The sequence below is a fragment of the Actinoplanes sp. DH11 genome, from assembly GCF_020873875.1.
Taxonomy (GTDB): Bacteria; Actinomycetota; Actinomycetes; order Mycobacteriales; family Micromonosporaceae; genus Actinoplanes.
On sequence record NZ_JAHWGU010000004.1, the window covers coordinates 178,041 to 191,245 of the forward strand.

11 protein-coding genes and 1 pseudogene are annotated in these 13,205 nt (G+C 71.1%); 6 read left to right on the top strand and 6 right to left on the bottom strand.

The genetic code is table 11. The features are described 5' to 3' along the window. The first annotated feature begins 44 nt into the window (after positions 1–44). Positions 45–467: a D-aminoacyl-tRNA deacylase gene (gene dtd / locus LPA41_RS07970; protein WP_229069296.1), complete on the top strand. Its 423-nt coding sequence runs from the start codon at positions 45–47 to the stop codon at positions 465–467. A 13-nt stretch (positions 468–480) separates the two neighbouring features. Here the strand turns inward: dtd and LPA41_RS07975 are convergent, their stop codons facing one another. Next, positions 481–1,269, bottom strand: a complete 789-nt coding sequence (locus tag LPA41_RS07975) for a sporulation protein (protein ID WP_229069463.1) — start codon at positions 1,267–1,269, stop codon at positions 481–483. 234 nt (positions 1,270–1,503) lie between these two features. Here LPA41_RS07975 and sigB point away from each other — a divergent pair, with 234 nt between their 5' ends. Both sigB and LPA41_RS43220 read left to right on the top strand, forming a co-directional pair. After that, positions 1,504–2,475 carry an RNA polymerase sigma factor SigB gene (sigB, locus tag LPA41_RS07980; protein ID WP_229069464.1) on the top strand — a complete coding sequence of 324 codons (972 nt, stop codon included), beginning with the start codon at positions 1,504–1,506 and terminating at the stop codon, positions 2,473–2,475. 37 nt (positions 2,476–2,512) lie between these two features. After that, positions 2,513–2,569, top strand: a pseudogene (locus LPA41_RS43220) (CGP-CTERM sorting domain-containing protein); the annotation flags it as partial. Between the two features lie 35 nt (positions 2,570–2,604). Here LPA41_RS43220 and LPA41_RS07985 read toward each other — a convergent pair. Continuing rightward, positions 2,605–5,154 carry a bifunctional GNAT family N-acetyltransferase/acetate--CoA ligase family protein gene (locus tag LPA41_RS07985; protein WP_229069297.1) on the bottom strand — a complete coding sequence of 850 codons (2,550 nt, stop codon included), beginning with the start codon at positions 5,152–5,154 and terminating at the stop codon, positions 2,605–2,607. A 4-nt stretch (positions 5,155–5,158) separates the two neighbouring features. After that, a complete protein-coding gene (locus tag LPA41_RS07990; RefSeq protein WP_229069298.1) occupies positions 5,159–6,340 on the bottom strand; it encodes an acetoin utilization protein AcuC in 1,182 nt (393 codons plus the stop codon). Positions 6,341–6,489: 149 nt separating this feature from the next. On the opposite strand from LPA41_RS07990, the gene LPA41_RS07995 reads away from it, so the two are divergent. The 3 genes from LPA41_RS07995 (at position 6,490) to LPA41_RS08005 (ending at position 9,195) form a co-directional block, all read left to right on the top strand. Next, a complete protein-coding gene (locus LPA41_RS07995; protein ID WP_308036528.1) occupies positions 6,490–7,182 on the top strand; it encodes a metal-dependent transcriptional regulator in 693 nt (230 codons plus the stop codon). A 652-nt stretch (positions 7,183–7,834) separates the two neighbouring features. After that, a complete protein-coding gene (locus LPA41_RS08000) occupies positions 7,835–8,296 on the top strand; it encodes a hypothetical protein (protein ID WP_229069300.1) in 462 nt (153 codons plus the stop codon). Further along, on the top strand, positions 8,293–9,195 hold the full coding sequence (locus tag LPA41_RS08005) for an alpha/beta fold hydrolase (RefSeq protein ID WP_229069301.1): 903 nt from the start codon (positions 8,293–8,295) through the stop codon (positions 9,193–9,195). Before LPA41_RS08000 ends, LPA41_RS08005 begins: the two co-directional genes overlap by 4 nt. 25 nt (positions 9,196–9,220) lie before the next feature. Here the strand turns inward: LPA41_RS08005 and LPA41_RS08010 are convergent, their stop codons facing one another. From LPA41_RS08010 to nrdR, 3 genes are all read right to left on the bottom strand, one after another. Further along, positions 9,221–9,436 (bottom strand): hypothetical protein, encoded by a 216-nt coding sequence (locus LPA41_RS08010; protein ID WP_229069302.1) that lies wholly within the window; start codon positions 9,434–9,436, stop codon positions 9,221–9,223. A 217-nt stretch (positions 9,437–9,653) separates the two neighbouring features. Continuing rightward, positions 9,654–12,539, bottom strand: coding sequence for a vitamin B12-dependent ribonucleotide reductase (locus LPA41_RS08015; protein ID WP_229069303.1), 2,886 nt, complete (start codon positions 12,537–12,539; stop codon positions 9,654–9,656). Positions 12,540–12,599: 60 nt separating this feature from the next. Further along, a complete protein-coding gene (nrdR, locus tag LPA41_RS08020; RefSeq protein WP_229069304.1) occupies positions 12,600–13,118 on the bottom strand; it encodes a transcriptional regulator NrdR in 519 nt (172 codons plus the stop codon). Positions 13,119–13,205: the final 87 nt, after the last annotated feature.

Genomic DNA, 13,205 nt, shown 5'->3' on the forward strand with positions numbered 1-13,205 from the left:
CGGCCGCCGCGATCGGCGCGGCGGCCGGGACGGAGGAACGCCACGTGCGCGCACTGGTGCAGACGGTCAGCCGGGCGAGTGTGACAGTCGGCGAGGAGATCGTCGGGAAGATCGAGGACGGCCTGCTCGTGCTGGTCGGGGTGACCCACGACGACACCGCAGCCACCGCCGCCGAACTGGCCCGCAAGACCTGGGAACTGCGCATCCTCGACGGCGACCGGTCGGCCGCGGACGAGGGCGCCCCGGTGCTGGTGGTCAGCCAGTTCACCCTCTACGGCGACGCGCGCAAAGGCCGCCGGCCCACCTGGAACGCGGCCGCCCCGGCCGAGGTGGCCGAGCCCCTCGTCACCGCGTTCGTGGACGCGCTGCGCGCCCGGGGAGCGACCGTCGCCACCGGCCGCTTCCGGGCACACATGCTGGTGGAAAGCGTGAACGTCGGACCGCGCACGGTCCTGCTGGAGCTCTAGGCTCCCGGACCGGTCAGAAGAACAACCCGCGGCGCTGGGCGGACTGCCGCAGCCACTGGTCCAGCCGGCTCGCCCAGTCGACCTGGTCGGCGGTGGCGTAGTCGACGTCGAAACTGCCGAACGCGTCCTGGCCCTCGGTGAAGAGGCCACCCCGCTTGTCCAGCTCCAGTACCACCTGAAGCTTGTGCGGTGTCGGCAGGAACGTCAGCTCCAGCTGGCTGATGCCGCCGGCGAACTGCGCGGGCGGGTGGAACTCGATCTCCTGGTAGAACGGGAGCTGCTGGTCCACACCGTAGACCCGGCCCTTCTCCACATCCGCCCGGCTGAACCGGAAACCCAGACGCAGCAACGCCTCCAAGATCCGCTCCTGCGCCGGCAGCGGGTGCACGGCCACCGGGTCCAGATCGGACTTGTCCACGGCGCGGGCCACCTCGAGCTCGGTGGTCAAACCCATCGTCATGCCGTGCAGCCGCTGCCCGTACACCTCGGTGATCGGGGTCTGCCAGGGCACGTCGAAGCGGAACGGGACGTCGTGGCGCGCGCCGGAATCCAGCCGGAACGAGCCGGTCAGCCGCTGCCGGTGGAACTCCTGGTCGGCCTGGAACTCGCTGTCGCCGCTCTCCACCTCGACCCGGGTGATCAGGCCGATCGCCAGATATTCGACGTCGACGGCATGATCGCCGCCGACCACCTGGACGGTGCCCTCGAGGAACCCGCCCGGATAGGTGTTCGGGTTGACGAGCACGGTGTCGACCGACGGTCCACCGACACCGAACGCCTGCATCATGCGCTTGAAGACCACGATCATCACCCTTTCTCGGTGCAAGAACATTAACGGCGCCCGGCAAACCCCGCTTGTCGGTTTCTCGACGTCAGGGTTCTCCCTGATTCATGCCACCTGAAGGCTGGCCTCACCTCCGCTTAACGCGCCAGCGACGAAGCTTGCTCTCACCGGCACGGATGCGGCTGGTACGCACGACACGTTGATCGCGGGGAGGGGACGCAAGTGGTCCTGGAGATGAAGGCGTCGGAGCAGATGGTGGTCGAGGGCGGCGTGGCAGACGGAGTCGAGTCGCTCGCCGACCTGGACGCGACGGACGAGCGCGGCGTCTCCGCCGACCTGGTCCGCGCCTACCTCAACGGGATCGGGCGCACACGCCTGCTGACCGCCGTCGAAGAGGTCACCCTTTCGAAGCGCATCGAAGCCGGGCTCTACGCCGAGGAGCTGCTCGCCTCCGCGTCCGCCGACCTGGCGCCGCTGCTGCGGGTCGTCGCCGCCGAGGGCAAGGCCGCGAAGAACCACCTGCTCGAGGCGAACCTGCGGCTCGTGGTGAGCATCGCGAAGCGCTACACCGGCCGCGGCATGGCGTTCCTCGACCTGATCCAGGAGGGCAACCTCGGCCTGATCCGCGCCGTCGAGAAGTTCGACTACACCAAGGGCTACAAGTTCTCCACGTACGCCACCTGGTGGATCCGGCAGGCCATCACCCGCGCCATGGCCGACCAGGCCCGCACCATCCGCATCCCGGTGCACATGGTCGAGCAGGTCAACCGCATGGTCCGCTGCCGGCGCGACCTGGCCGCCTCACTCGGCCGCGAACCCAGCATCGCCGAGATCGCCACCACGATGGACGTGCCGGAATTCCAGGTCATCGAGCTGATCTCGTACGACCGGGAGCCGGTCAGCCTGGACCAGGCCGTCGGCGAGGACGGCGAGAGCGCCCTCGGTGACTTCGTCGCTGCGGTCGACCCGCACCAGCCCGGCGAGGGCGTCGCGCAAGGTGAACTGCGCAGCGAGGTGGAGATCGTGCTCGCCACCCTCTCCGAGCGGGAGTCGGCGGTGATCCGGCTGCGCTTCGGCCTCGACGACGGCCGGCAGCGCACCCTCGACGAGGTGGGCCGCGAGTTCGGCCTCAGCCGGGAGCGCATCCGCCAGATCGAGAAGGTCACGATGCTCAAGCTGCGCGACCCGGAGCGGGCTTCGCGCCTCGAGGCGTACGCCTCCTGATCCGTCACGCGACACCAGACGCCGGCCCGGCTGATCATGCGGGCCGGCGTTCCTGCTTTCCACGACTCTGCTTCCGGCGCTGCGCAGGCGGCGCGGGCCGGTGCTTCAGGCGCTGCGCGGGCCGGTGCTTCAGGCGCTGCGCAGGCGGCGCGGGCCGGTGTCCGGGCGCACACCCGCGTCGCCGAACTCGGCGGCCGCGTGCAGCACCGAGAAACCGTCCGGGCGGGCCAGCACCGGATTCAGCGTGAGCGACCGCACCCGGGGATGCTCGTCGGCGATCCGGCCCACCCGCAGCAGCAGATCGATGAGCGCGTCCCGGTCCACCGGCGTCGACCCGCGGTAACCGTGCAGCAGCGGCGCCGCGCGCGGCTCGTCGACGAGCGCCTCGGCGGCCCGGTCGGTCAGCGGCGCGGCCCGCCAGGCCAGGTCGCCGAGGAGTTCACTGGCCACGCCGCCCAGACCGAACCCGACCACCGGGCCGAACGCCGGGTCCTCGACCACCTCGATCCGGCAGGCCACCCCCGGCGGCACCATCGTCTGGACCAGCACGTCCGGCCCGAACGCGGTGGCCAGTTCGCGGTACGCCGTGCGTACGCCCTCGTCGTCGCCGAGCGCGAGACGCACCGCGCCGAGGTCGATCCGGTGGCGCAACCCGCCGCCAGCCGCCTTGAGCGCAACCGGAAACCCCAGCTCCCGCGCCGCCCGCACGGCGTCGTCGGCGGAACCGGCCAGAGTGGACGGCACGACGGCGATCCCGTACGCCTCCAGCAGTTCCGTCGCCGTCGACGCCGCCTCCGCCGCCGGGACGTCCACACCGGACAGAACCGGCATCACACCGGGCGGCCGCCGCAACCAGTCGGCGTAGTTGACCACCCGGGCCAGCGCCCGCACCGCCTCCTCCACCGACGGATAGGCCGGCACCCGCGCCGGGACCTGCCCGAACACCATCGTGGCGACGGTCGGCTTCTCCCCCGCGAGCGCCACACTCGCCAGCGCCGCGGCGAAGTCGGCGTCCTCGTCGGCGTGCTGCCCCGGCACCGGCGGCGCGAAGACCACCACGAGGGCGTCCACCCGCGGGTCGACCGCCGCGTCGGCGAGCGCGTCGGCCAGGTCGTGCGCCGAGGCGAGCGGGCTGACGTCGCTCGGATAGCCGTCCGCCACGGTCAGCCCGGCGGCCCGGCAGGCGACCACCGCGAGCTGGGCCAGCGCCGACGAGTTGCCGACCACCGCGATCCGCCGGCCGCCCGGCAGCGGCTGATGGGCCAGCAGCATGCCGACGTCGAAGAGTTCCTGGACCGTGTCCACCCGGATCACGCCGGACCTGGCGAACAGGGCGGTCACCGCGTTCGCGTCCGGCCCCGGCGCGTCGCCCGCCAGGCCCGGCGGCCGGGTCGCCGACGCGACCGCCACCACCGGCTTCACCCGGCTCATCCGGCGGGCCAGCCGGGCGAACTTGCGCGGATTGCCGAACGTCTCCAGGTAGAGCAGCACGACGTCGGTGCCCGGGTCGTCCTGCCAGAACTGGAGCAGGTCGTTGCCGGAGACGTCGGCCCGGTTGCCGGCCGAGACGAAACTGGACAGGCCCAGGCCACGGCGGTCCGCCTCGGCGAGCAGGGCGACACCGAGCGCGCCGCTCTGCGCGAAGAAACCGACCCGGCCGGCCATCGGCAGACGCGGTGAGAGGGTGGCGTTCAGCCGCACGTCGGGGTCGGTGTTGGCGATCCCGAAACTGCTCGGGCCGATCATCCGCAGCCCGGCGGCGCGCGCGGCCTCGACCAGGCGGCGCTGGTGCGCGGCGCCCTCCGGCCCGGCGTCGGCGAAACCGGCGGAGACCACCACCACGCCACCCGCGCCGGCGCGGGCCGCGTCCGCGCCGGCCTCCGCGACCGCCCCCGCGGGCACGGCGATCAGGGCCAGGTCGATCGGGACACCGGCGTGCGAGGCGCTGCGGTACGCCGGAAGCCCGGCCACCCGGTCCGCGGTCGGATGCACCGGCACGACCGCGCCGGGGTAACCGCCGTCGCGCAGGTTGCCCAGCATCGCGGCGCCGATGCCCTGCCCGCTGGCACTGGCGCCGTAGATCGCGATGCCCCGGGGGTTGAGCAGCTTGGCGATCGACCGGGCCTCGGTGAGATGCTCGCGGGACTCCTGCACCTCCCGGGACTTCTCGGTCGGCGCGATCGGGAAGCTCAGATGCACGACACCGTCCGCGTACTTGCGCTGCACCGAGAAGCCCGAGTCCCCGAACACGCGCAGCATGCCGCCGTTCTCCGGCAGCACCTCGGCGACGAACCGGGTCAGGCCGTGCTCCCGGGCCGCCTCGGCCAGATGCTCCAGCAGCACCGAGCCGATGCCGCGGCCCTGGTGCGCGTCCTCCACCACGAACGCCACCTCGGCTTCGGGCGAGTCGGGGCCGAGGCGCTCGTACCGGCCGACCGCGGTGATCCGGCCGTCGGCGTCGACGATGACGAACGCCTCCCGGTCGTGGTGGTCGACGTTGACGAAGCGCTGCAGGTCCCGTTCCGGGATCCGCGGGTACGGCGAGAAGTAGCGCAGGTAGCGCGTACGGTCGCTCATCCGGGAGTGGAAGTCCACGATGGCCGGAGCATCCTGGGGCCGGATCTGCCGCAGGCGGGCGGTCGAGCCGTCGGCGAGCAGGACGTCTGCGCTTCGCTCCACGTCGTCAGTCCCTGGGGTCGTGCGGGTCCAGTCCGTGCAGGGGGAACACCGCCGACCGGGTCGCCTGGATGGCCCGGTCGATCGGATCGGTGGTGCCCGGCGACCAGTGTTGCAGGATCGGCTCCGCGCCGTCGGTCATCGACTCCGGAACGGCGCCACCGGGACAGCGCCGGGCCGCCAGTTCCCGCCAGCCCGGCGGGGTCGGCGTCCGCGGGTCGAGCGGCTCACCGGTGGCCACCGCGAGCAGGTGCGACCAGGCCCGTGGGACGACCTCGACCAGGGCGTACCCGCCGCCGCCGGTCGCCACCCAGCGGCCGTCGCAGAGCTCGTCGGCGAGCGCGCGGATCGCCACGTAGGCCGCGCGCTGCCCGTCCACCGACAGCCTCAGATCGGCGAGCGGGTCGAGGCGGTGCGCGTCGGCGCCGCACTGACTGATGATGATCTCGGGTGCGAACGCGCGGACCACCGACGGCACCACCGCGTGGAAGGCACGCAGCCAGCCGGCGTCCTCGGTGCCCGGTGGCAGCGGCACGTTCACCGCGGTGCCCTCGGCGTCCGGCCCGCCGATCTCGTCGGCGAACCCGGTGCCCGGCCAGAGCGCGAGCGGCGTCTCGTGCAGGCTCACGGTCAGCACCCGGGGGTCGTTGAAGAAGGCGGTCTGCACGCCGTCGCCGTGGTGCACGTCGACGTCGATGTAGGCCACCCGCCGGGCACCCTGCTCCAGCAGCCAGGCGATCGCCACGGCCGGGTCGTTGTAGACGCAGAACCCGGAGGCCCGGGCCGGCAGGGCGTGATGCAGGCCGCCGGCCACGTTCACGGCCCGGCGGGCGGAACCCGTCCAGACCGCCTCGGCGGCCGCGATGGTGGCGCCGCAGATCCGGGCGGAGGCGTCGTGCATCCCCTCGAAGACCGGGTTGTCGACGGTGTTGAGGCCCCAGCCGGTGAAGAAGGGATCGATCGGCGCCAGTCGCACCGCGTCCAGGTAGTCGGGCCGGTGCACCCGGGTGAGATCGGTCTCAGTCGCCGGCTGCGGGGTGAGCATCCGGACCGTCGGCCGGTCCAGCACACCCAGTTCCCGCGCCAACGCCATGGTCAACTCGACCCGCACCGGGTTCAGCGGATGATCGCCCATGTCGTAGTCGAGCAGGGCTCCGTCCCACACGACCGCCGTCGTCTCGTCCGCCATGCGCACATGCTGCCACGCCCACGATCGCCCGGCCGGGGGCGACGTGTCGTTAGCACACGTGTTCCGGGGTCGGGTAGGGTCATCAGGCACTTGCTCGGGGCGGATGTCAACCCCCCGCCGCGCGGTATTATCGCTGCTGGGAGGACCGCATCGTGAACGATCTCGTCGATACCACCGAGATGTACCTGCGCACCATCCTCGAACTCGAGGAAGAAGGTGTGCCAGCACTCCGAGCCCGCATCGCCGAACGCCTGCACCAGAGCGGTCCCACGGTCAGCCAGACCGTCGCCCGGATGGAACGAGACGGTCTGCTGACCGTCGAGGGCGACCGCCACCTGGTGCTGACCGACATGGGCCGCGCCAACGCGGTCGCCGTCATGCGCAAACACCGGCTCGCCGAGCTTCTGCTCGTCAACGTCATCGGCATGCCCTACGAGGAGGCCCACGAGGAGGCCTGCCGCTGGGAGCACGTGATGAGCGACGCCGTGGAAAAGCGCGTCTACGAGCTGCTCAACAAGCCGACCCGTTCACCGTACGGGAACCCGATCCCCGGACTGGAGGAGCTGGGCGCGCCGGACGAGACAGCCATCGAGCTGGCGCAGAGTCAGATAGAGCGCAACCTGGCATTCCCCGGCCTGTCCGGCAGTGTCGTGGTGCGTCGGATCTGCGAGAGCGTCCAGACCAACGCCGACGTCCTGCGCCAGCTGCACACCGCCGGCATCGACCCGGGTGCCACGGTGACCGTGGCACAGGAGCGCGACGGCGTCACCATCGACCGTTCCGGCGACAAAATCCGGCTGCCGCGTGAGGTGGCGTCCCGGGTGTTCGTGGCCGGTCACTGACGTTTTTCGTCGGATCTGACGGGTCGTCCTCGTGGCGGCCCGTCGGCTTTTCATGCCGTCCACCTGTGTCACTCAGCCAGCCGATTTCCGCGCTCGGCCCGTGCCCGCCCTTGGCCTTCGCGGTCAGCCGGTAGCCGCCGGACCGCCCAGCCGCCGGACCGCCCAGCCGCCGGACCACCCAGCCGCCGGACCACTCGGCTCGACCCGACCGCCCAGCCGCCCGACCACCCAGCCGCCGGACCACTCGGCTCGACCCGACCGCCCAGCCGCCCGACCGCCCAGCCGCCCGGCTCGCCGGTGCCGGCGTCCGCGTCCGTGCCGGCGTCGGCGTCCGTGCCGGCGTCAGTGCCGGTGCGGCGCACTACGGTCCGCGTGACGGTGTTGATCTGCTAGCGATGCGAAATCGCTGTGATCATGGGGTCATGACCGCGATTTCGCATCGCTAGCAGATCAACATCTCGCTATAGACGCGCGGCCGCCGCCATCCGAGCCGGCAAGGGGGCACGGCGTCGACGCGCGAGCCGGGCCGCCAAAAGAACACGCGGTCGATGCGCGAGCCGAGCCGGCTGGGCGGTGATCGGGCCGCACCCTGCCGGGGAGGCCTGTGTCGCACTCGCTTGACGGCCACTGTCAAGTAGCGCAGGATTGCCGCATGGACGCCCTGGCCGAGCAGCTTCTCCGCCTCGTCGAGGTGCGGCTGCTCGACCCGCTGGAGATCCTGCTCGAGGACGGTGAGACCTCCGTCGCGCTGCGGTCGATGCTGCGCCGGCGGGCCGCCGGCTGGGCGCACACCATCGAGTACGGCGACCACGCCGCGGCCGTCCATGCCATCGCCCGGGTCATGGCGACGTTGCACAGCGACGAGCACGCGTTCGCCCCGCCCCCGGAGTGGTGGCGCACCCCGCTCGGCCAGGCGGTCGTCCGCCGGGTCGGGCACCCGTTCGCGGAGTCGGTCTCCCTGACGACCGCCGGCGCCATGCTCGGCATCAGCCGGCAGGGCGTGCACGACCTGGTCCGGCGTGGGCGCCTGCCCCGCCACCCCGACGGCGGTGTGCCGGTCGCCGCCGTCCGTGACCGCTTGCTCAACACGCCTCCGACAGAGGAGATCCCATGATCAACGACCGTCTCATCGACGCCGGCGAACTGCCCGTCGCCGTCCGGGACTTCGGCGGCGACCAGCCACCGCTGCTGCTCCTGCACGGCGCCGGGGCCAACCTGGCGCACATGACCACGCTGGCCCGCGCCCTCCGGCCACGCCATCGGGTGATCACCGTCGATCTGCGCGGGCACGGCCGCTCCGGCGACGGACCGTGGACCTGGGACGCGGCGCTCGGGGATTTGGCGGCCGTCTGCGTACAGATGGAACTGGACCGCCCCGCAGTTGTCGGTCACTCCCTCGGCGGGATGCTCGCCGCCCTCTGGGGTCAGCGGCACCCGGAGTCGCTCGGTGTGGTCAGCCTCGACGGCAACCCGCCGCCCACGACCCCGGCGCACCTGCCCGGACTGGACCCGGAGAAGGCGACGGCCGAACTGGCCCGGTTGCACAGCGTCTTCGACGCGGTCGAGGCAGCCGCCGGCCAGGTCATCCCCGCGGACCAGCTCCCCGACCTGGTGGAGCAGCAGCAGATGGCGGCCCGCGACATGGGCGCCAACGAGAAGGTGTGGATCGAGGGCTTCCGGCGCAACCTGGTGCACGTGGCCGGCGAGACGTCGATCCGGCCGTCCGCGCAGGCCACCTCCGAGCTGCGCGCGCTGATGAACGCGCTGGACCTGACCCCCGTCTACGCGGCCACCACCTGCCCGGAGCTGGTCGTGCTGCCCACTCGCAGCCTGCCGCAGCAGGAGCCGTTCGCCGAGCTCTACGAGTCGCACCGCCGCTTCCTGGTGGAGCAGGCGCAGTCGGTGCCGCACCTGCGCTACCTCTCGCTCGCCGACGCCTCGCACGCCATGGTTATCGAGCAGCCCACCGCCCTCGCCTCGATCATCAGCGATTTCCTGGCGGGCCATCGCTGACCCACCCGCCGCGCCGGGCCCCGGCTCACTCGTGGTCGGACAGCCCGGCGGCGGCAAGGTTGACGGCAACCAGGGCAAAACCACCGAGTACGGGCCACAGCACCGCACCGGCAAACGCGCCGACCGCACTGTCCCGCCGAGCGTGCCGGCTGTGCCACTGACCGATAAGGATCACCGCAATCGGCGCGGCGGCGAAAACCACCCAGGCGACGGCTGCCTTCCGGACCAGGTAGATGACCACGATCCCACCCGCCCACACGGCCAGGGACTGTGCCAGACCTCGCTTCACCGGCACACCGTACCGGCAGCGTTGCCGCGATGACGGACGATGTCTGCGTGCGGATCCGGAGCATCCTGCGACCCGGCGTGACGAAAGCCCGCCTCGACCCGGCCGCCCGCAGCGAATGCCTCCCGCCCAGAATCGGACGGGAGGCATTCGCTCGCGGGGCTACCCGATGTCAGCTGCAGCCGGAGGTGGAGCCGCAGCCCTCGCAGACGTAGCAGCTGCCCGCGCGGCGCATCTTGGTGCCGCAGGTGAAGCAGAGCGGCGCGTCGGCGGCGTGGCCGGTGACGATTTCCAGGAGCTCGGTCGAGGAGCCGGCGGTGACCGGTGCCTCGGCGGGCGTGGCGGGCTTCGTCGCCTCGGGCGCGGGTGCGGCCGGGGTGGTGGCGGCCACCGGGGCGGACGCGGCCATGCCGGCCAGGTCCACGCCGCCGGCTTCGGCGGCCATCTCGGCCTGTGCCTGGGCGGTACGCTCGGCGGCCGTGAAGATGCCCAGCTCGGAGCGGGTCTCGTACGGCAGGAAGTCCAGTGCCAGGCGACGGAAGATGTAGTCCATCACCGAGGACGACATGCGCACGTCCGGGTCGTCGGTCATGCCGGCGGGCTCGAAGCGCATGTTGGTGAACTTCGCGACGTACGTCTCCAGCGGGACGCCGTACTGCAGGCCGATCGAGATGGCCACCGAGAAGGCGTCCATCACACCGGCCAGGGTGCTGCCCTGCTTCGACATCTTCAGGAAGACCTCACCGAGGCCGTCGTCCGGGTAGGACGACGCGGTCAGGTAACCCTCGGCGCCGCCGACCGAGAAGGACACCGTCTCGGACGGGCGCTTCTTGGGCAGGCGCTTGCGGACCGGCCGGTACTCGATGACCTTCTCGACCTCGGCAGCCGGGGCGGCCTCGGCCGGAGCCTTCTCGGTCGCCTTGGCGCCCTTGCCGGCCGAGAGCGGCTGGCCGACCTTGCAGTTGTCGCGGTAGATCGCGAGTGCCTTCAGGCCGAGCTTCCAGCCCTGGTAGTGGATCTCCTCGATCTCCTCGACGGTGGCCGTCTCCGGCATGTTGACCGTCTTGGAGATGGCGCCGGAGATGAACGGCTGCACGGCCGCCATCATCCGCACGTGACCCAGCGGGGCGATGGCCCGCTCGCCCATGGCGCAGTCGAAGACCGCGTAGTGCTCCGGCTTGAGGCCGGGCGCGTCGACGACGTTGCCGTGGTCGGAGATGTGCTCGACGATCGCCTCGACCTGCTCCTCGGGGTAGCCGAGGGTGCGCAGGGCGCGCGGCACCGTCTGGTTGACGATCTGCATGGAGCCGCCGCCGACCAGCTTCTTGAACTTGACCAGAGCCAGGTCGGGCTCGATGCCGGTGGTGTCGCAGTCCATCATCAGGCCGATGGTGCCGGTCGGTGCGAGCACCGAGGCCTGCGCGTTGCGCCAGCCGTTCTTCTCACCGATCTTGTTGCCGTTCTTCCACTGCTTGGTGGCCTCACGGACGATCTCGGTGGCGACGACGCCCTGCGGGCGGATCTCGTCGTTGGCGGCGGCGTGCTTGCGCATGACGCGCTGGTGGGCGTCGGCGTTGCGGGCATAGCCCTCGTACGCCCCGACGACACCGGCCAGCTCGGCGGAGCGACGGTACGCCGTACCGGTCATCAGCGAGGTGATCGCGGCGGCGACGCCACGGCCGGCCTCCGAGTCGTAGGGCAGGCCCGACGCCATCAGCAGGGCGCCGATGTTCGCGTACCCGATGCCCAGCTGGCGGTAGGCGCGGGTGGTGACCCCGATCTTCTCGGTCGGGAAGTCGGCGAAGCAGATCGAGATGTCCATCGCGGTGATGATGAACTCGACGCTCTTGACGAACTTCTCCACCTCGAAGCCACCGTCGGCCTTGAGGAACTTCATCAGGTTCAGCGAGGCCAGGTTGCAGGACGAGTCGTCCAGCGACATGTACTCCGAGCAGGGGTTGGACGCGGTGATCCGGCCCGTCTCGGGGTTCGTGTGCCAGTCGTTGATGGTGTCGTCGTACTGCAGACCCGGGTCGGCGCACTCCCACGCGGCGGTGGCGATGTCACGGAACAGCTTCTTGGCGTCGATGGTCTCGATGACCTCGCCGTTGAGCCGGCCGCGGAGACCGAACTCGGTGCCCTCCTCGTACGCCCGCATGAACTCGTCGCTGACCCGCACCGAGTTGTTGGCGTTCTGGTACTGCACGGAGACGATGTCGTCGCCGCCCAGGTCCATGTCGAAGCCGGCGTCCCGCAGCGCCCGGATCTTGTCTTCCTCGCGGGCCTTGGTCCGGACGAACTCCTCGATGTCCGGGTGGTCGACGTCGAGGATGACCATCTTCGCGGCCCGCCGGGTGGCGCCACCGGACTTGATGGTGCCCGCGCTGGCGTCGGCGCCGCGCATGAAGCTGACCGGGCCGCTCGCGGTGCCGCCGGAGGAGAGCAGCTCCTTCGAGGACCGGATCCGGGACAGGTTCACACCCGAGCCGGAACCGCCCTTGAAGATCAGGCCCTCTTCCTTGTACCAGTCGAGGATCGAGTCCATCGAGTCGTCGACGGAGAGGATGAAGCAGGCGCTGACCTGCTGCGGCGACTGGGTGCCGACGTTGAACCAGACCGGCGAGTTGAAGCTGAAGACCTGGTGCAGCAGCATCCAGGTGAGCTCGTGGTCGAAGATCTCGGCATCGGCCGGGGTCGCGAAGTAGCCGTACTCCTCGCCCGCCTTGCGGTAGGTCTTCACCACGCGGTCGATCAGCTGCCGGAGCGAAACCTCGCGCTCGGGCGTGCCGACCGCTCCGCGGAAGTACTTCGTCGTGACGATGTTCGCGGCGTTCACGCTCCAGAACGCCGGGAACTCCACGCCGCGCTGCTCGAAGTTGATCGAGCCGTCACGCCAGTTGGTCATGACGACGTCGCGGCGTTCCCACTCCACCTCGTCGTACGGGTGGACGCCCTCGGTCGTCCACACACGCTCCACACGCAGCCCCCCGGCCGCCGCGCCGCTGCCGCCGCTCGTCCGGCTGCGCTGGCGACCTGCTGTGATGCCGTCTCCGGCCATAAGGATGTGCTCCCCCTCGTAGAAACCCGCGGAAAGGTGTAGCTGGCTTGCCGGCTGTGCTCAGCCGTTGAGCTTGGGTGTCCGCGCGCCGGACCGTGGCGCGACGGCGTGTCGCGTCCCGGGTTCCCGGACGGCGGGCGCCTCGCGCAGCGCGGCGATCTCGTTCTCGAATTCGTCGAGAGAGTCGAACGCCTTGTAGACGCTGGCGAACCGCAGGTAGGCCACCTGGTCCAGCTCACGCAGCGGCGTGAGGATGGCCAGTCCCACCTCGTGGCTGGGGATCTCGGCGGCGCCCCGGGCCCGGACGGTCTCCTCGACCCGCTGCGCGAGCAGCGCGATCGAGTCCTCGTCGACGGGACGGCCCTGGCAGGCCTTCCGGACGCCACTCATGATCTTCGTACGGCTGAAGGGTTCGGTGACGCCGCTGCGCTTGACCACCGCGAGGACCGCCTCCTCGACAGTGGTGAACCGCTTGCCGCATTCGGTGCACGACCGGCGGCGGCGGATCAGCTGACCGTCATCGGCTTCGCGCGAGTCGACCACACGCGAATCGGCGTGACGGCAGTACGGGCAACGCACCGCGAACCCCCTCCGAGTCCCTCCCGACGGGGTCCGAGCACACAGAAGCACAGCTTCGCCATGGTCAGAACCACTGCGAGGCTGTGC

Coding starts and splice junctions, on each gene's coding strand:
- LPA41_RS08015 (WP_229069303.1), bottom strand. CDS start 12,539: ATGGCCGGAGACGGCATCACAGCAGGTCGCCAGCGCAGCCGGACGAGC.
- LPA41_RS08000 (WP_229069300.1), top strand. CDS start 7,835: ATGGACGCCCTGGCCGAGCAGCTTCTCCGCCTCGTCGAGGTGCGGCTG.
- LPA41_RS07990 (WP_229069298.1), bottom strand. CDS start 6,340: ATGGCGGACGAGACGACGGCGGTCGTGTGGGACGGAGCCCTGCTCGAC.
- sigB (WP_229069464.1), top strand. CDS start 1,504: ATGGTGGTCGAGGGCGGCGTGGCAGACGGAGTCGAGTCGCTCGCCGAC.
- LPA41_RS08005 (WP_229069301.1), top strand. CDS start 8,293: ATGATCAACGACCGTCTCATCGACGCCGGCGAACTGCCCGTCGCCGTC.